Annotated in this window: 14 protein-coding genes, 1 tRNA gene and 1 pseudogene; 8 read left to right on the forward strand and 8 right to left on the reverse strand. The window is 69.5% G+C overall.

Annotation, left to right across the window (positions count from 1 at the left end):
- The first annotated feature begins 59 nt into the window (after positions 1 to 59).
- The 5 genes from ACFYSH_RS26540 to ACFYSH_RS26560 all read left to right on the forward strand — a co-directional run bounded on the left by ACFYSH_RS26540 (position 60) and on the right by ACFYSH_RS26560 (position 5,561).
- Positions 60 to 719, forward strand: coding sequence for a DUF5063 domain-containing protein (locus ACFYSH_RS26540; protein WP_359476848.1), 660 nt, complete (start codon positions 60 to 62; stop codon positions 717 to 719).
- A 192-nt stretch (positions 720 to 911) separates the two neighbouring features.
- Positions 912 to 2,183, forward strand: a complete 1,272-nt coding sequence (locus tag ACFYSH_RS26545; protein ID WP_359476845.1) for an aspartate kinase — start codon at positions 912 to 914, stop codon at positions 2,181 to 2,183.
- Positions 2,180 to 3,244, forward strand: coding sequence for an aspartate-semialdehyde dehydrogenase (locus tag ACFYSH_RS26550; RefSeq protein WP_359476842.1), 1,065 nt, complete (start codon positions 2,180 to 2,182; stop codon positions 3,242 to 3,244). Before ACFYSH_RS26545 ends, ACFYSH_RS26550 begins: the two co-directional genes overlap by 4 nt.
- Before the next feature lie 359 nt (positions 3,245 to 3,603).
- Complete coding sequence (locus tag ACFYSH_RS26555; RefSeq protein ID WP_359476839.1) at positions 3,604 to 4,179, forward strand: SigE family RNA polymerase sigma factor; 576 nt, start codon at positions 3,604 to 3,606, stop codon at positions 4,177 to 4,179.
- Positions 4,176 to 5,561, forward strand: a complete 1,386-nt coding sequence (locus ACFYSH_RS26560) for a hypothetical protein (RefSeq protein WP_359476836.1) — start codon at positions 4,176 to 4,178, stop codon at positions 5,559 to 5,561. Before ACFYSH_RS26555 ends, ACFYSH_RS26560 begins: the two co-directional genes overlap by 4 nt.
- A gap of 272 nt (positions 5,562 to 5,833) precedes the next feature.
- Here the strand turns inward: ACFYSH_RS26560 and ACFYSH_RS26565 are convergent, their stop codons facing one another.
- The 5 genes from ACFYSH_RS26565 to ACFYSH_RS26585 all read right to left on the reverse strand — a co-directional run bounded on the left by ACFYSH_RS26565 (position 5,834) and on the right by ACFYSH_RS26585 (position 12,745).
- Entirely contained in the window at positions 5,834 to 6,616 is a 783-nt protein-coding gene (locus ACFYSH_RS26565) for an SURF1 family protein (protein WP_359469032.1), read from the reverse strand.
- A gap of 62 nt (positions 6,617 to 6,678) precedes the next feature.
- Entirely contained in the window at positions 6,679 to 8,559 is a 1,881-nt protein-coding gene (locus tag ACFYSH_RS26570) for a prolyl oligopeptidase family serine peptidase (RefSeq protein ID WP_359469035.1), read from the reverse strand.
- Between the two features lie 159 nt (positions 8,560 to 8,718).
- The gene (locus ACFYSH_RS26575; protein ID WP_359469037.1) at positions 8,719 to 9,513 is read right to left on the reverse strand and encodes an SGNH/GDSL hydrolase family protein; all 795 of its coding nucleotides are present in this window, start codon (positions 9,511 to 9,513) and stop codon (positions 8,719 to 8,721) included.
- Between the two features lie 466 nt (positions 9,514 to 9,979).
- Positions 9,980 to 11,893, reverse strand: coding sequence for a molecular chaperone HtpG (gene htpG / locus ACFYSH_RS26580; protein ID WP_359469040.1), 1,914 nt, complete (start codon positions 11,891 to 11,893; stop codon positions 9,980 to 9,982).
- Between the two features lie 192 nt (positions 11,894 to 12,085).
- Complete coding sequence (locus tag ACFYSH_RS26585; RefSeq protein ID WP_388755852.1) at positions 12,086 to 12,745, reverse strand: TetR/AcrR family transcriptional regulator; 660 nt, start codon at positions 12,743 to 12,745, stop codon at positions 12,086 to 12,088.
- Positions 12,746 to 12,862: 117 nt separating this feature from the next.
- On the opposite strand from ACFYSH_RS26585, the gene ACFYSH_RS26590 reads away from it, so the two are divergent.
- On the forward strand, positions 12,863 to 13,420 hold the full coding sequence (locus ACFYSH_RS26590) for an NAD(P)H-dependent oxidoreductase (protein ID WP_388755855.1): 558 nt from the start codon (positions 12,863 to 12,865) through the stop codon (positions 13,418 to 13,420).
- Positions 13,421 to 13,559: 139 nt separating this feature from the next.
- Positions 13,560 to 14,077, forward strand: a pseudogene (locus tag ACFYSH_RS26595) (PrpF domain-containing protein); the annotation flags it as partial.
- 220 nt (positions 14,078 to 14,297) lie between these two features.
- Here the strand turns inward: ACFYSH_RS26595 and ACFYSH_RS26600 are convergent.
- From ACFYSH_RS26600 to ACFYSH_RS26610, 3 genes are all read right to left on the reverse strand, one after another.
- The gene (locus ACFYSH_RS26600) at positions 14,298 to 14,633 is read right to left on the reverse strand and encodes a MerR family transcriptional regulator (RefSeq protein ID WP_388755858.1); all 336 of its coding nucleotides are present in this window, start codon (positions 14,631 to 14,633) and stop codon (positions 14,298 to 14,300) included.
- Positions 14,634 to 15,601: 968 nt separating this feature from the next.
- Positions 15,602 to 15,675: transfer RNA gene (locus ACFYSH_RS26605), tRNA-Pro, on the reverse strand.
- An 88-nt stretch (positions 15,676 to 15,763) separates the two neighbouring features.
- Entirely contained in the window at positions 15,764 to 16,702 is a 939-nt protein-coding gene (locus ACFYSH_RS26610; protein ID WP_359469050.1) for a metallophosphoesterase, read from the reverse strand.
- A 79-nt stretch (positions 16,703 to 16,781) separates the two neighbouring features.
- Between ACFYSH_RS26610 and ACFYSH_RS26615 the strand changes: the two genes are divergently transcribed.
- Positions 16,782 to 17,246, forward strand: a complete 465-nt coding sequence (locus ACFYSH_RS26615) for a GatB/YqeY domain-containing protein (protein WP_388755862.1) — start codon at positions 16,782 to 16,784, stop codon at positions 17,244 to 17,246.
- The last annotated feature ends 66 nt before the right edge of the window (positions 17,247 to 17,312 follow it).

The following is a 17,312-nucleotide window of genomic DNA, read 5'->3' on the forward strand; positions in this document are numbered from 1 at the left end:
GTGCGCCGGCGCTATGTTCTACCCACCGTTCGCGACCGTGCCCACGGGAGGTCCTCTCGATGTCTGACGCCACGCTGAACTCCGTCACGCAGGATCCGGACGATTTCGCCGTCCAGATCGCGGACCAGATCAAGACCTTCATCGTCGCGGTCACCGAGGTGTCCAAGGCCGAGGAACCCGAGACGGCCGTCCCGGTGCTGCTCCTTCAGGTCTCCCAGCTGCTGCTGGCCGGCGGGAGGCTCGGCGCGTACGAGGACATCATTCCGGACGAGCGCTACGAGCCGGACCTGGGCGCCGAGCCGGACGCCGACGGGTTGCGTGAGCGCTTCGCGGAGCTCCTGGAGCCCATCGACGTCTACTCCGAGGTCTTCGACCCGTACGAGCCCCGCAAGGCCCCGGTGCCGCACCGCATCTCCGACGACCTGGCCGACCTGGTCACGGACCTCGGCCACGGCCTCGCCCACTACGAGGCGGACCGCACGGCGGAGGCCATGTGGTGGTGGCAGTTCTCGTACTTCTCCAACTGGGGTTCCACCGCTTCCGCGGCCCTGCGCGCGCTCCAGTCGCTGATCGCCCACATCCGGCTGAACCAGCCGCTCCAGGAGCTCGACGGCCTGGACACGGACCAGGACCCGGGCGACGGGGACCTGGCCGAGGAGGCGGGGCGTGTGATGGCCGAGGAGATCGCGGGCCCCCTGGGCCTGCGGCCGGTGCTGTAGCGGCCCGTTGTGTCCTGGGACACAAAGAGGCGTGCGGGCCGGTGAAAGGGGCAGCAGCCCGGTACGAGCAGTTCGGAGCGACACTCCGTTCCGGGTGGTGGGCGGGACATCTCACCATCCGGTACCGACGGGTCGATTCCGGGCTGCTCGTTAGACTGAGCCGACCGCACCATTATTGAGCGAGGAGCGCACGTGGGCCTTGTCGTGCAGAAGTACGGAGGCTCCTCCGTAGCCGATGCCGAAGGCATCAAGCGTGTCGCCAAGCGAGTCGTCGACGCCAAGAAGAACGGCAACCAGGTGGTTGTCGTGGTGTCCGCGATGGGCGACACGACGGACGAGTTGATCGATCTCGCCGAGCAGGTATCCCCGATGCCTGCCGGGCGTGAGTTCGACATGCTGCTGACCGCCGGAGAGCGGATCTCCATGGCCCTGCTGGCCATGGCGATCAAAAACCTGGGCCACGAGGCCCAGTCGTTCACGGGCAGCCAGGCCGGTGTCATCACCGACTCGGTCCACAACAAAGCGCGCATCATCGATGTCACGCCGGGCCGTATCCGGACCTCCATCGACGAGGGCAACATCGCCATCGTCGCCGGGTTCCAGGGTGTGAGCCAGGAGGGCAAGAACATCACGACCCTCGGTCGCGGTGGCTCCGACACGACCGCCGTCGCGCTGGCCGCCGCGCTGGACGCGGAGGTCTGTGAGATCTACACCGATGTGGACGGTGTCTTCACCGCCGACCCCCGGGTCGTGAAGAAGGCCCGGAAGATCGACTGGATCTCCTTCGAGGACATGCTGGAGCTGGCGGCGTCCGGCTCCAAGGTGCTGCTGCACCGCTGCGTCGAGTACGCACGCCGTTACAACATTCCGATCCACGTCCGCTCGTCCTTCTCCGGACTGCGCGGCACCTGGGTCAGCAACGAGCCGCAAGGGGACCAGCAGGTGGAGCACGCCATCATCTCCGGAGTCGCCCACGACGTCTCCGAGGCCAAGGTCACGGTCGTCGGCGTCCCCGACAAGCCGGGCGAGGCCGCCGCGATCTTCCGCGCCATCGCGGACGCCGAGATCAACATGGACATGGTGGTCCAGAACGTCTCCGCCGCCTCGACCGGTCTCACGGACATCACGTTCACCCTGCCCAAGGCCGAGGGCCGCAAGGCCATCGACGCCCTGGAGCGCAACCGCGCCGGCATAGGCTTCGAGTCGCTGCGCTACGACGACCAGATCGCGAAGATCTCCCTGGTCGGGGCGGGCATGAAGACCAACCCCGGGGTCACCGCCGGCTTCTTCGAGGCGCTGTCGAACGTCGGCGTGAACATCGAGCTCATCTCGACGTCCGAGATCCGCATCTCGGTGGTCACCCGGGTCGACGACGTCAACGAGGCCGTGCGCGCCGTGCACACCGCCTTCGGCCTCGACAGCGACTCCGACGAGGCCGTCGTCTACGGAGGCACCGGCCGATGACAGGACGCCGCCCTTCGCTCGCGGTCGTCGGCGCGACCGGGGCGATCGGTGGCGTCATGCTCCAGATCCTCTCGGAGCACGAGGACGTCTGGGGCGAGGTCAGACTGATCGCCTCCCCGCGTGCGGCCGGCACCAAGCTGGTCGTACGCGGCGAGGAGAGCGAGGTCCTCGCACTCTCCGAGGACGTGTTCGACGGGGTGGACGTCGCCCTGCTCCTGGTGCCGGACGAGGTCTCCGCCCAGTGGGGGCCGGTCGCCGCCGCCAAGGGCGCCGTGGTCGTGGACGACTCGGCTGCCTTCCGGCTGGACGACGACGTACCCCTGGTCGTCCCCGAGATCAATCCCCATGCCGCACGGCTGAGGCCGCGCGGCATCGTCGCGTCCCCGAACTGCACGACGCTGTCGCTGATCGTCGCGGTCGGTGCGCTGCACGCCGAGTTCGGGCTGAGCGAGCTGATCGTCTCGTCCTACCAGGCGGTGAGCGGCGCGGGCCGGGACGGTGTCGCCGTACTCCGCGAGCAGCTCTCCCTGGTTGCGGGCACGGAGCTGGGCACACGCCCCGGAGACGTACGACGGGCGCTGGGCGACGGGGACAAGAGCCCGTTCGCGGCCCCGGTGGCCCTGAACGTGGTTCCCTGGGCCGGGACCGACGCCGGGGACGGCTGGTCCTCCGAGGAACTGGCGATCCGCGAGGAGTGCCGCAAGGTCCTGGGCCTGCCGGACCTGAAGGTGACGGCGACCTGTGTGTACGTGCCGGTCGTCGGGACGCACTCGATGTCCGTGCACGCCCGCTTCGAGAACGAGGTGTCCGTGGCCCGGGCACACGAGGTCCTGGCGACCGCGCCAGGGGTGGTGCTCTTCGACAGCCCGGCGGCCGGCGACTTCCCCACACCGTCGGACGTCGTGGGCACCGACCCCACCTGGGTGGGCCGGGTGCGGCAGTCGATGGACGATCCGCAGGCCGTCGAGATGTTCGTCTGCGGCGACAACCTCCGAAAGGGCGCGGCTCTCAACGTGGCCCAGATCGCCGAGTCGGTGGCCGGAGAATTTCCTCGTACCTGATCGAACCTGTTTTGTAGGATCTGTGTGCGCCCTGTGGGTAAGTTGCCGCTCTCGACCTCTTGAGCTGGGGCGTTGTCATATCCGACGATGATCTCCTGGCCCTCCGCAACCGCTAGACGGATGCGACGCGTCTACATCGTCACTTCTTGCGTGGCTGGATGTGTTTTCAGGGCATTTGGGGAAGAGCAGGTACGAATGAGGGCATGTCGCACAGCATCGAAAGCGGTGCCGTACGCGTACAACCCTGACGGGGGGAAGCGTGTCCAACTGGCGTGGCAGAGGTTCTCGACATCACAGTGGTGGGCCCGTTGCGAGGCGCTTCGGTGCGTCCGCTCCGGCGGCCCCGCGCAGCCGGCGGTATGCCGGTGATTGCGCCCATGCCCGCTGCGCGACCCGCCCGGCTGCCTTCGCAGCGCGAGGGCGCTGAGGAGGCGGTGGCGGCAGGAACGACGGTCGACCATCTCACCGAGACCTATCGCGCCCACTACCGCTCACTGCTGGGTCTGGCGGCGCTCCTGCTGGACGACACCGCGTCCTGCGAGGACGTGGTGCAGGAGGCCTTCATCCGGGTGCACTCGGCGCGGAACCGGGTGCGCGATCCGGAGAAGACGCTCGCGTACCTCCGGCAGACCGTGGTCAACCTGTCCCGCTCCGCCCTGCGTCGGCGCATCCTCGGGCTGAAGCTCCTCTCCAAGCCGATGCCCGACATGGCGAGCGCGGAGGAGGGCGCGTACGACCAGCTGGAGCGGGACGCGCTGATCAAGGCGATGAAGGGGCTGCAGCGCCGCCAGCGCGAGGTGCTGGTGCTGCGCTACTTCTCGGACATGACGGAGTCCCAGGTCGCGGAGACGCTGGGGATATCGCTCGGCTCGGTGAAGGCGTACGGCTCACGGGGCATCGCGGCACTGCGCGTCGTGATGGAGGCGCAGGCATGAGCGGCCGAGAGCACAGGCACGACGATGACCGGACTGGAAACGGAATTGTGAACCAAGGGCCGGAGGACACCCCGAACACCGATGGTGAGCAGGACGGTGAACGGCAGCGGGACACCGCCGAGGTCGACGGTGCGGAAGCCGCCTCACGACCCACCGCCCCGGATGCGTCCGCGGGCGGTGACGGCGCGGGCGGTGGCGACACGACCCGTGACGGCGCGGGCGGTGACGACGCGGTAGGCCGAGGGGCGGACGGGCACGACGACGCCGAGGCCGACGGTGGCGGCACACTGACCGAGCTCTTCGGCGGAGGCGGCGGACGGGGAGGCGGCCTCTCCGCAGGCGCCGGAGCTCTCGGCGGTCCCGGCGGTGGGGGCATGGACGAGGACGCCTTGCGCCGGATGCTGCACGGCGCCGTCCAGGGGCTCGAGCCCTCCGACGGCACCCTCGGACTTCTGCACCGCGCGGTGCCCGCCCGGCGCGCCAGGCGGCGGCAGGGCGCGGTGGGCGCCGCGGCTGCGGCACTGCTGATCGGAACGGCAGTCCCCGCTTTCGTCCATGTGGCCAATTCGGACGGCTCGGTCACCGCCAACCCCGCCATCGCCGGCCATGGCCAGCAGGCTCAGGGAGGCAGCGGCGAGGACGCCGGCGCAGAATCCGACGGCGGGAAGACGGCAGGCCCGGCCGACCGCCAGAGCGAGGGCGCCGAGGGCGAGACCGGTGACACCACGGCCCCGACACGGGGTTCCGTCCCCGACGCCGAGCAGAGCGGGACTACGGGCCCGGACACCCCGCCGGGCTCCGCCGCGGCCGCCGGCACGGTCTGCGCACCCGATCAGCTCGGTGTCGCCTCCGCCGACACGGGCGCGGCCGGTGCGGACGGCACGGTGTACGGAACCTTCAGGATCGCCAACGTGTCGGGTGACGCCTGCTCGGTCACCAGCAACGGCACAGTCGGTTTCCAGGCGGCGGGCGCCGCCGACCCTCTGAAGATCACCGTGGTGCAGCACGCGGCGGGCGACCCCGCGGCCGGGCTGCCCGATCCGTCGCTGGAGCCGGGCGTCGTGCTGCTGAAGCCGACGGCGACGTACGAGGTGCGCTTCGCCTGGGTGCCGTCGGACACCTGCCCGACCACCGGAAGTTCGCCCAGCCCGACGCCCACGGACGGCGACGGGGGCGGAGGAGGCGGGGGCGCCGCCGAGGGTTCGGAAACCGCCGTGGGGACGGACACCGCGGCGCAGTTCGGCAGTGCGGACGAGGGCCCGGCGGACGGCAGCATCGCGATCACGCATACCCCTGAGGCGGGTGCGCCGACCGCGGAGACCACGATCGGCAACGCGTGCGCCGGCACGATCTACCACACGGGCGTACTGGACGCCTCCTAGGGCGTGTTTCGAAAGTCCCGCCTGCCTGGCGACGCCTGGCACGCACGCTCGCCGCGTTGTCGGGATCACCCCGATACATCCAGTATCGGGGCGACCCTCCGCCTTGCGATCGCACGCACCAGACGCCGCCAGGCCCGCCCTTCGGGCGGACGGCGCTACTTTCGAAACACGCCCTAGCCGGAGCCGGACGTCGTCACGGGCAGGGGCCCTGCGGAACCATGGGTTCCGCAGGGCCCCTGCCCGTGACCGCGTCTTCCGTGTCGCGTGCTCCGTCAGTCGGCGTCGGCCGCGAGGCCCAGCTGTACGTCGCGTTCGGCCTCCGCCTCGCGGCGCACCAGCCGGAACCACATGAAGAGCACGAAGCCGCCGAAGACGAACCACTCGCCGGTGTAGCCGAGGTTCTGGAAGGCCTTCAGATCCAGCCCGCTGCCCTGCGCCGCCGCCGCGGGCACGGGCTTCATCCCGCCGCTGCCCTCGCCGCCCGCCTCCGGCTCGGGCAGAGTCACCCAGGCGTCGTACACGTCGTACGGGACGAGGTTCACGAGGGACGCCGCGCTGATCATGCCGAGCTGGCCCTCGGGGAGCCCGCCGCTGACGTCGACGCCGGTGGTGCCGCTGTTCTCGGATGCCTGCAGATCGCCGGTCACGGTGATCTCGCCGGCCGGTGCCGAGGGAACGTCGGTGCTCCCCGGGGTGCCCGCCAGCCAACCCCGTACGACGGGCAGTGCCTTGCCGCTGTCCGTGCGCAGCAGATCCAGCACGTAGAAGCCCTCACGGTCGTCCAGCTCACGGCCGGGGACCAGGAACTGGTCGGCGTACGTCCCCGTCGCCACGGCGGGGCGGCCGGAGGTCTCCGTGCTCACGGGCAGCAGCTCGTCGAGCGGCTCGGGGGACCGGGTGCCCGGATCGGGGCGCGCCTCGGCCTTCTCGTGCGTCTCCACGCGGTCCTCGAAACGGCCGAGCTGCCACGTGCCCATGAACACGCAGAACGGGATGGCCAGCACGACGAAGAGGTTGATCCCCCACCACCGCGGGGTCAGCAGGAACCGGTACACCCCTCCACGGTACGTTCTCCGGCAAGGGGCCCTCGGGGCGGGGTGCACCGTTTATCCGGCCCTTATGCCGTCGGCCGCTCTCCCCCCGGGCCTGCCACCCGCCCTTCCGTCCGGCCCTCGGGCCGGGTGTGTCCCAGGTGGCGCAGCGCGAAGTCCAGCTCCAGGCGCACCTGTTTGATCCTCTCCTCCACCACGAGTGAGCCGTGACCCGCGTCGTAGCGGTACACCTCGTGGACCGCGCCACGGGCCGCGAGGCGGTCCACGTAGTTCTCCACCTGACGGATGGGACAGCGCGGATCGTTGACACCGGCGGAGATGTAGACCGGGGCGCGCACGGCGTCCACATAGGTCAGCGGGGACGAGGCCTCGAAGCGCTCAGGCACCTGCTCCGGTGTGCCGCCCAGCAGCGTGCGGTCCATCGCCTTCAGGGCTTCCATCTCGTCGTGGTAGGCGGTCACGTAGTCGGCGACCGGGACCGCGGCCAGCCCGAGGGCCCAGACGTCCGGCTGCGTACCGAGCCCGAGCAGGGTCAGATAGCCGCCCCACGAGCCCCCGGCAAGCACCAGCCGCTCGGGGTCCGCGAGCCCCGACTTCACCGCCCACTCCTGGACGGCCGCGATGTCCTCCAGCTCGATCAGCCCGACCCGGTGCTTGAGCGCGTCCGTCCAGGCACGGCCATAGCCCGTGGAGCCGCGGTAGTTGACCCGCACGACGGCGAAACCGTGGTCCACCCACGCGGCGGGGCCCGACGCGAAGGCGTCGCTGTCGTGCCAGGTCGGCCCGCCGTGGATCTCGAAGACCGTGGGGAACGGACCGTCACCGGTGGCCGGGGTCTGCACCAGGGCGTGGACACGCCCGCCCGGGCCGTCGACCCAGGCGTCCCGCACCGGCACCGACGCCGGAGCCTTCGCACCCGGGGGGTCGAGCACGACGGAGCCCGTCGTGGACCGCACGGCCGGCGGCTGGGCGGCCGACGACCACAGATACTCCACGGTGCCGTCCGGACGGGCCGTGGCGCCCGACACCGTCCCGGACGGGGTCTCGACCCGCACGGGCCCCGCGGTGCCCGGCTCGTACCGCCACAGCTCGCTGCGGGCCTCGAAGCTGTGCTCGATCAGCAGCGCGGACCCGTCCGGATACCACTCCGCGCCCACGTCACCGGGCAGATCGATCGCCAGGTCCGTCTGCGTCCCGGCCACCGGGTCCCAGATCATCGGCTCCCACCGGCCGCGCCGCTGATGCCCGACCAGCAGCCGGGTGTCTCCGGCCACCGGTGCGAAGCCCAGCACCGACAGGCCCAGCTCCTTCGTGCCGCCCTCGGTGTCGTCCAGCTCGGCGACCGTCGATCCGTCGGGACGCACCACTCGTAGAGCGGAGTGCATCGCGTCGCCGTGCTCGGTGTGCTCAAGAGCGATCAGCGTGCCGTCGTGGGAGAGGTCACCGACCCCGGCGGACTCCCGGTGCCGGTAGATCTCGACCGGCTCCGCCCCGGCGCGCACCAGGTGGACGGTCGTGCCGTCCTCGTCCGTCGAGCGGCCGACCACCGCCGAGCCGTCACGGCCGATGGCGAGTCCGGCCGGGTAGGAAGCCTCCAGACCGGGCGTGGCCGGCTCGTCAGCCCCGCCGTCGAAGGGCTGCCGCATCCACACACCGAACTCGTCGCCGTCGGTGTCGGCGAACCACCACACGGCCCGGCCGTCCGGTGTCAGGACCCCGTCGGTCGTCCCGTTGGGCCTGTCGGTGACCTGGCGTTGCTTCCCGGTCGCCCGGTCCCAGGCGTACAGCTCGTACGTGCCGGTGGCGTTGGAGACGAAGAGCGCGCGGTCGGGGGCGTCCTCGGCCCAGTCGGGCAGGGACACCCGGGCGGCGCGGAAGCGCTGCTCCCACTGCGGCGGCTCCTGCTCCCGATCCGGTACAAACGCTTCGTTCTGTGTGTCGCTCATGGACCCATCAAACCCGATGTGACCCCACCACCGGGCGGCCTGTGGACAACCGTTCGCACACGCCCCGGCCTGTGGGTAACTTTCCCGGTGCGAGCCGTCCGGGCGCCGTGCCGCGACGCACTGCGGGCCCGCCCCGCCGGGCGGACCCGCCGAGAGGCGTTACGCCGCCGAGTCGAAGGCGGGCAGATAGCCGTTGGACTGCCCGACGGCCTTGGGGTGGTACGAGTTGGCGATCGGGACGGTCACGCTGTGGATCCATGCGTCACCCGAGCAGAGTTCGTGCCCGGTGAACTCGTCCGCCACGCCGGAGAACGTGAAGCCCGCGTCGGCCGACCGCTTCGCGAGCACCCCGTTCAGCACGTCCGACGCGTTGTTGATCGCTCCGCGCTCGGTCTCCGTGAGACCTGCGATGCAGGAGCCCGACAGCTTGTAGAAGCGCGGGTAGCCCAGCACCACCACCTGGGCCTGCGGAGCGCGTGCGCGGATGCCGTCGTAGAGGGAGTCGAGGCTGCCCGGCAGCGAGTTCTGCATCTGGGAGACCGCGGCGTTCACGCGGTTCACGCAGTTGGCCTCGCTCTGCAGGACGCATGTCTGCATGACGTCCGCGAACCCGACGTCGTTGCCGCCGGCCGTGATGCTCACGAGCGTGGTCGACGAGCTCAGAGCCCCGAGTTGGCCACTGGACACGGACGCCGTCGTCGCACCCGAACAGGCGACGAACGCGAACGAGGACGGGGCGTTCGCGTTCCTCCAGAGGTAGGGGTAGGCGTTGGTGCTGCGCTTGCAGTTGCCACTTTCCGAGGTGTAGCTCCCGGCGCCGACGCCGGAGGAGTAGGAGTCACCGAGAGCGACGTAGTTCTCGCCGGCGGCGGATGCCGGCTGCGCGAAGCCGAGTGTGGCGACGGCGGCGAGCGCGAGAGCGGAGAGGGAGGCCCGGAAGGTTCGTACTGACATGGCTGCCAGCCCTTCGAAATGTGAGGGACGAGTGGGGAGTTCGTGGGGCGGGCACGTTTCTAGCAGCTCTCGGTACTCGGCGGTAATAGCCCTGGGGAAAGTCGTCTGATATGCCCGAAGGATCGTTCGGTCGACGATGCTCCGCGCGTAGATAAACCCTCGACGGCCCCCCGAAACGGTGAAGTTACGGGTGTCTTCGACGCCTTCATGACTCCTCTGCGTCACCTCTGAGGGGGCCGTCCCGTTCGAACGGCGCCCGTTTCCCCGCGTCGCCCCGCCGTCACGACCTCCCGCGCGGCACACACGAAAGCGGCCGCCAGGGAGAACCTGACGGCCGCGGTGCGAGGGCGTGTTTCGAAAGTAGCGCCGTCCGCCCGAAGGGCGGGCCCGACAACGCGGCGAGCGTGCGTGCCAGGCGTCGCCAGGCAGGCGGGACTTTCGAAACACGCCCTGGAGGGGTCGGACGTTACAGCGTGCGCTCCAGGCGGTCCGCCATCAGCCTGCTGAAGCGCGAGGGGTCACTCAGCTCGCCACCGTCCGAGAGGAGCGCCAGCCCGTGGACGAGCTCGGCCGTCTCGGCCAGTTCGGTGCCGGCGCCGTCTTCGCCGACCTGTTCGGCGTGCGCCTTCCTCAGCCCGCTGATCAGGGCGTGCGAGGGGTTCAGTTCGAGGATCCGCTTGATCTGCGGCACCTCCTGGCCCATCGCGCGGTACATGTTCTCCAGGGCCGGAGTGACATCGTGCGTGTCCGAGACGATGCAGGCCGGCGAGACGGTGAGCCGCGAGGAGAGACGTACCTCCTTCACCGTGTCGCCGAGCTGCTCCGTCATCCAGGTCAGCAGACCGGCGTAGTCCTGCTGCTGCTTCTCACGCTCGGCCTCGACCTCCTTCTTCTCCTCATCGGTGTCGAGGTCGACCTCGCCCTTGGAGATGGACTGCAGCGGCTTGCCGTCGAACTCGGGAACGGACTGGACCCAGACCTCGTCGACCGGGTCGGTCAGCAGCAGGACCTCGAAGCCCTTGGCGCGGAAGGCCTCCATGTGGGGCGAGCTCTCCATGGCCGCGCGCGACTCGCCCGTCATGTAGTAGATCTGCTCCTGGCCCTCCTTCATCCGCTCCACGTACGCGCGCAGGGTGGTCAGCTCCGCCTCGTCCTGGGTCGAGGCGAAGGAGGAGATCTCCAGGATCGCGTCGCGGTTCTCGAAGTCCTGGAACAGGCCCTCCTTGAGGACCCGGCCGAACTCCTTCCAGAACGTCCCGTACTTCTCCGGTGTGTTGGACCTCATGTCCTTCACCGTCGACAGGACCTTCTTGACCAGGCGGCGCCGCATCATCTCGATCTGGCGGTCCTGCTGAAGGATCTCGCGCGACACGTTGAGCGACAGGTCCTGTGCGTCGACCACGCCCTTCACGAAGCGGAGATACGTCGGCATCAGCGCTTCGCAGTCATCCATGATGAATACGCGCTTCACATAGAGCTGGACGCCACGCTTGTGGTCCTGCATGAACAGGTCCTGCGGTGCGTGGGACGGCAGGAAGAGCAGAGCCTGGTATTCGAAGGTCCCCTCCGCCTGCATGCGGATGGTTTCGAGCGGTTCGGTCCAGTCGTGGCTGATGTGCTTGTACAGCTCGCTGTACTCCTCATCGGTCACGGAGTCCTTCGACCGGGCCCACAGGGCCTTCATCGAGTTGACCGTCTCGACCTCGGGCTCGGCGCCCTCTTCGCCGCCGGCGGCCGCCATGCGGATGGGCCAGGTGATGAAGTCCGAGTAGCGCTTGACGATTTCCCTGATCTTCCAGGGCGACGTGTAGTCGAAGAGCTTGTCCTCGGTGTCCTCGGGCTTCAGCCGCAGCGTGACCGAGGTGCCCTGCGGGGCGTCGTCGACGGACTCGACGGTGTAGGTGCCCTCGCCGCTGGACTGCCAGCGCGTGCCGGTGTCCTCACCCGCGCGCCGGGTCAGCAGGGTGACCTCGTCGGCGACCATGAAGCTCGAATAGAACCCGACGCCGAACTGCCCGATGAGTTCCTCGGACGCGGTGGCGTCCTTGGCTTCCTTCAGTTCCTGGAGAAATTTCGCCGTACCGGAATTCGCGATGGTTCCGATCAGCTGCACGACCTCGTCGTGCGACATCCCGATGCCGTTGTCGCGCACGGTCAGGGTGCGCTTCTCCTGGTCGGCCTCGATGGCGATGTGGAGGTCGGACGTGTCTGCCTGGAGCGTGTCGTCACGGAGCGTTTCCAGTCGCAGCTTGTCCAGCGCGTCCGAAGAATTGGAGATGAGCTCGCGCAGGAATACATCCTTGTTCGAATAAATCGAATGGATCATCATCTGCAGGAGCTGGCGCGCTTCTACCTGAAACTCGAACGTCTCGGCCGGCATGGGTACGGGTTCCCTTTCCTGGGTTGGTCGTCTGAACCGCTGCATATCGTAACCAGGCCACGGTCCGCCCATGTGCCGGTTCGGTCACGGCCGTTGCGGTCCGCTGGACGGCCTGGAGCGGTCAGGCCGGTAGTGGCGTACCAACGGCACGCACGCGCTGATCCAGGGCGCGAACACGGCCGAGTGGTGGGGTCACGCGCAGCGAGGAACGCCGTACCGGCTGAGGAGTTCGTGCCACCCCTGCTCCAACTGGTCGATGGTCCTGCCGCGTTCGCATGTCAGGTGATGGACGAGGGGGGTGTCGATCGAACCGAGCAAGGTGTGTCCGAGCAGTTCCGGATCGCCTGCCGCCCCCGCCTGGCGCAGCAACAGGGTGACATGGCTGAGCCTCAGCCGTTGCGCGGGGACGGCGTAGGCCCGCAGCGGGTCGTTGCGCGAGGCCAGGATCAGTTCGTGGTGATCGCGTTCATGCCGCATCAGGGCGGGGCCGAAGGCGTGCAGCCGCTCGGCCGCCGGAGCGTCGGGGCCCAGAGGGGGCGGTCCGGAGAGGAAGGCGGCCTGCAGGAGTGCCTCGCGGTGATCGAGGAGTGCGATGAGCAGCCCGGCGCGGTCCTTGAAGCGCCGGAAGACGGTTCCCTTGCCGACGCCCGCAGCGGTGGCCACCGCCTCCATGGTGAGGTTCGCCGGCCCGCAGCCGGCCAGCAGGCGGGAGGCGGCGTCCAGCAGGAGCGCTCGATTGCGTGCTGCGTCCGCCCGCAGCGCTCCCGGCTCGCCGACGGTGGCGAGCGTGATGTCGGTCCGCGCCTCGCCGGGTCCGGGTGGCCTGGGCAGTGGCGGCAGGGGGGCGGTCATGGCTTCAGGGTATCCCCGGGCGGCAGTAAGTGGACCACGGTCCGCATAGGTGGTACAACTTTAAACGGATCGTGGTCCGTTTACTTCTGCCGTCTCCGTCTTCCGGGAGCTTCCCCCATGTCTGTACGCATCCTCGCCCTCGTCGGCAGCCTCCGCGCCGGCTCGCACAACCGTCAGCTCGCCGAGGCCGCCGTCAAGCACACGCCCGAGGGCGTCGAGGTGGAGGTCTACGAAGGCCTCGTGGACGTTCCCTTCTACAACGAGGACATCGACGTCGAGGGTGGCGTTCCCGCCGCGGCGGCCCAGCTGCGCGAGGCGGCCGGCCGGGCCGACGCGTTCCTGCTGTTCTCGCCCGAGTACAACGGCACGATGCCGGCCGTCCTGAAGAACGCCATCGACTGGCTGTCCCGTCCGTACGGTGCCGGCGCCCTGACGGCCAAGCCGGTCGCCGTGGTCGGCACCGCCTTCGGCCAGTTCGGCGGCGTCTGGGCGCAGGACGAGGCGCGCAAGGCGGCCGGCCTCGCGGGTGGAGCGGTCCTCGCGGACGTCAAGCTCTCCATCCCCGGCTCCGTGACCCGCTTCGCCGAGCTCCACCCGGCGGACGACGCCGAGGTCGTCGCCTCGCTGACCGAGGTTCTCCGCCAGGTCGCGCAGGGCGCCGCGGCAGCTGCCTGATCACCTCCGGCGGTGCGCCGGATCTGCCGCGCGGCCGTCCTCGTGGCGCCCGGCACGGCCGTGGGCCTGGCCCCCTCTCAGGAGGGGGCCAAGCCCACGCGTCGTTGTGCGGGCGTTCTCGTGCGGGGTGCCGATGGACCCGGTCACCAGCAAGGTGGCGGTCGTCTCCGTACCGGACGACCCGGACATCGATGTCGACTACCTCTTCCTCCAGGTCGGCGTCGACACGGCGGAGGTGTCCGACCGCCAGAACTGCGGCAACCTGCTCGCCGGGATCGGTCCGTTCGCTGTCGAGTGGGGCCTGGTGGCGGCCCAGGACGGGCGGACGACCGTACGCATCCGGATGGTCAACACCGACGACTACCTCGGCCTGACCGTCAACGGGCAGGACGGTGACTCCGTCCATCTGCGTACGTTCGACGACTACGAGCACCACAGCCTGGTGCTGACCGCCGCCGTGAAGCCCGGTCTGCGCCGCACCGCCCTGCGCACCTCCAGCGAGAAGGCTCTGCGGCGCGAGGACGCCGAACTCGAGGCCACGGGCCACGCAGGGCACTGGGTGGAGGATGAGCCGGGCATCGGCAGGCTGTACCTCACCGCCGACCCCGACGGCCACGAGATCGCCTCTACTGGGAGACCGAGTACTACCAGGCGCCGCCCGCACCCCGCAGGGTGGGGCGGCCCCGGCTACGACGTGCGCGTCGGAGGCAGGACGGAACGATGTTCTCGGCCGTCGGGCCGCAACGCTGCTGCGCGGTCCTGACCGTTCCCGCCCCGGGGCTGTCCGCCTGACCTGCTCGAGGTAGCCGTGCGCTCGGGCGCGGGCGAGAAGTGCAGGCGAGGTGAGTGGCGGCGTATCCGGCCGGCACGCACCGTCTCAGGCGGCGGGTGGCCCGTTATCCGATGCGGCGCGGCGGTAGTCGGCGTTGATGCGCTGGGCTTCCTCGAGCTGGTCCTCGAGGATGATGATGCGACAAGCGGCCTCGATGGGTGTGCCCTGGTCGACGAGCTCACGGGCGCGCGCGGCGATGCGCAGCTGGTAGCGGGAGTAACGTCGATGGCCACCCTGGGAGCGGAGCGGGGTGATCAGACGGGCTTCTCCGATGGCTCGGAGGAAGCTTTGGGTGGTCCCGAGCATCTCGGCGGCCCGGCCCATGGTGTAAGCGGGGTAGTCGTCGTCATCGAGACGGCCGAACGAGTCGTCTGCTGTCATTGCACCTCTCTGTGAAACGCGTGGAGGGGCCCTGGTGCCATTGGCACCAGGGCCCCGAAGGAACTGCTACACCATCGGCCGGCCCTGTTACTGCGCCGGCCTTCTGTTTCCGCGGACCCGACCGAGCTGCTGTCGGGGGCGCGGGGATCGCGGTTGCTTGACCGGAGACCACCTCACTATCGATGTCCTGCGGTACCCGGGCTCAAGGCTTCCGCCCGGGCGATCCTGATGGCGCCTGGCTCCTCCGTTCTTCCCTCTGGACAATCACTTACCTGGCGGGTACTGCGTACTGCTGGTGATGCGAACCAACCGTGGCCTGTGACAGCGCCACGCTTCGACAGCCAGCCCCGTCGCCCGTCCTGCGTCTGCTTCGGCTTGGAACCCCACTGTCGAACTTCCCGGTGCGCGCGTCCGCAGCCGACGCCTTCACCGAGGTGCTGCTACTGCGTGTACTACTCGTGGCGGCCCCTGATCACTGCGGGCCACCCGGTCCGGTCGTCAGTCCCGTCGCCGTCCTGCAACAACCCTGGCTTCGAAACTCCACCACCGCACCGTCCTGCAACTTCGGTACTGCTGCCCGGCAGTTCATCTCTGCCGGGCCTTGCTCGATCTCGGCTACAAGAGAAACCATAGCCACGCGACAGGCCAATGTCTACCTCGACCGCCATAGATTTTTGGCATTCGGTCGCAGAGATAGCCGGTCTCGGTCGCTGAACATGTGTGCGGGCGCCCATGCCGTCCGGTGGAGCCCGTACGGGCCGGAGCCGTCCTGCCCACGACGCACCGCAAGGGCGACGGAGCCCGGCTCGGCTGTGAGGGGACGACGGGGTGCCTGTGCCGGTCGGACCCAGCCGGCTTGGGATGCCCTGGTCAAGGCCTGCTCCCGGATGTCTCCCGAACGACTCCGGGAACGCGGAAAGGGCCTGATCCTCAGAGAGGATCAGGCCCTTGACCTGGTGTTTCAGCTGTCGGGGTGGCGGGATTTGAACCCACGACCTCTTCGTCCCGAACGAAGCGCGCTGCCAAGCTGCGCTACACCCCGATGTCCACCGATTGTCCCGGCGACATCGATTACTTTAGCTCACCGGCGCCCGGAGGCGAAATCCGGTTTTCGTCCCCCGGCGGGGGCGTCAGTCGCGAGGCGTCAGCGTCAGCAGGGTCGCCTCGGGCGGGCATGCGAAGCGGACCGGGGTGTAGCGGTTCGTACCGCAGCCAGCCGAGACGTGGAGGTAGGCGCGCCGTTCGCCCACCGTGTGGCCGGAGAGGCCCTTCACCCGGTCCGTGTCCAGGTCGCAGTTGGTGACGAGTGCGCCGTAGAAGGGGATGCAGAGCTGACCGCCATGGGTGTGGCCGGCCAGGATCAGGGGGTAGCCGTCGGCCGTGAACGCGTCCAGGGTGCGCAGGTACGGGGCGTGGACGACGCCGATCGAGAGGTCCGCGCCCGTTTCGGGGCCGCCGGCGACCTCGGCGTAACGGTCCCGCTTGATGTGGGGGTCGTCCAGGCCGGTGAAGGCGATCTCGAGCCCGTCGGCCTTGATCCGGCCCCGGGTGTTGGACAGGTTCAGCCAGCCGGCCTCGTCGAAGGCGTCCCGCATCGGCTCCCACGGGTTGTGGACGACGTCGACCGCCGGTGCGTTCCCGTTGAGCCCGTGCTTGCCCTGTGTCTTCTCCAGGAGGTAGCGGACCGGGTTACGGAGCTTCGGGCCGTAGTAGTCGTTGGAGCCGAAGACGTAGACCCCGGGCAACTCCATCAGCGGGCCGAGTGCGTCGAGCAGCTCCGGTACGGCCTCCGGGTCGGAGAGGTTGTCGCCGGTGTTCACCACGAAGTCCGGGCGCAGGCCCGCCAGTGACTGCAGCCAGGCGCGCTTCTTGCGCTGACCGCTCACCATGTGGATGTCCGAGACCTGGAGCACGCGCAACGGGCGTGCCCCGTGCGGGAGTACGGGAACGGTGATCCGGCGGAGGCGGAACGAGCGTGCCTCGAATCCGGCCGCGTACACGAGGCCGGCGGCACCGACCGCTGCGCCGACTGCCGTGACTTTCAGGGGTACTCCGTAGCGTGCGCGCATGGCCCCATCGTCGCAGAAAGGGTGCGGTGGGACGAAAACAGGAGGGCGGCAGGTGCCTCGCACCTGTCACAATCGCCGCATGACCACGCTCAAGTCCAAGCTCAAGGAAGACCTCACCACGGCCATGAGGGCGCGTGACGAGCTCACCGCGTCCACCCTCCGGCTCACCCTGACCGCGATCACCAAGGAAGAGGTCAGCGGCAAGACGTCGCGCGAGCTCTCCGGCGACGAGGTGCGGAAGGTGATCGCCAAGGAGGCGAAGAAGCGCCGCGAGGCGGCTGAGGCCTTCGCGCAGGGCGGCCGGACGGAGCAGGCCGAGCGGGAGAGGGCCGAGGGAGAGCTGCTCGACGCGTACCTGCCCAAACAGCTGTCCGACGAAGAGCTGACCGCGATCGTCGCGCAGGCCGTCGAGGAGGCCAGGTCCGCCGGTGCCGAGGGGCCGCGCGCGATGGGCGCCGTCATGAAGATCGTCGCCCCGAAGGTGGCGGGGCTCGCCGAGGGCGGCCGGGTCGCCGCCACGGTGAAGAAGCTGCTCGCGGGCTGAGAGGCGACGCACATGAAGGAGGGGCGCCCCCACGCCGGGGGCGCCCCTCCTTCATGTCATGACGAC

The sequence above is a fragment of the Streptomyces sp. NPDC005791 genome, assembly GCF_042871485.1.
In the GTDB taxonomy this organism is placed as follows: Bacteria; Actinomycetota; Actinomycetes; order Streptomycetales; family Streptomycetaceae; genus Streptomyces.

Coding starts and splice junctions, on each gene's coding strand:
- ACFYSH_RS26540 (WP_359476848.1), top strand. CDS start 60: ATGTCTGACGCCACGCTGAACTCCGTCACGCAGGATCCGGACGATTTC.
- ACFYSH_RS26550 (WP_359476842.1), top strand. CDS start 2,180: ATGACAGGACGCCGCCCTTCGCTCGCGGTCGTCGGCGCGACCGGGGCG.
- ACFYSH_RS26555 (WP_359476839.1), top strand. CDS start 3,604: ATGCCGGTGATTGCGCCCATGCCCGCTGCGCGACCCGCCCGGCTGCCT.
- ACFYSH_RS26560 (WP_359476836.1), top strand. CDS start 4,176: ATGAGCGGCCGAGAGCACAGGCACGACGATGACCGGACTGGAAACGGA.
- ACFYSH_RS26570 (WP_359469035.1), bottom strand. CDS start 8,559: ATGAGCGACACACAGAACGAAGCGTTTGTACCGGATCGGGAGCAGGAG.
- ACFYSH_RS26575 (WP_359469037.1), bottom strand. CDS start 9,513: ATGTCAGTACGAACCTTCCGGGCCTCCCTCTCCGCTCTCGCGCTCGCC.
- htpG (WP_359469040.1), bottom strand. CDS start 11,893: ATGCCGGCCGAGACGTTCGAGTTTCAGGTAGAAGCGCGCCAGCTCCTG.
- ACFYSH_RS26585 (WP_388755852.1), bottom strand. CDS start 12,745: ATGACCGCCCCCCTGCCGCCACTGCCCAGGCCACCCGGACCCGGCGAG.
- ACFYSH_RS26590 (WP_388755855.1), top strand. CDS start 12,863: ATGTCTGTACGCATCCTCGCCCTCGTCGGCAGCCTCCGCGCCGGCTCG.
- ACFYSH_RS26600 (WP_388755858.1), bottom strand. CDS start 14,633: ATGACAGCAGACGACTCGTTCGGCCGTCTCGATGACGACGACTACCCC.
- ACFYSH_RS26610 (WP_359469050.1), bottom strand. CDS start 16,702: ATGCGCGCACGCTACGGAGTACCCCTGAAAGTCACGGCAGTCGGCGCA.
- ACFYSH_RS26615 (WP_388755862.1), top strand. CDS start 16,782: ATGACCACGCTCAAGTCCAAGCTCAAGGAAGACCTCACCACGGCCATG.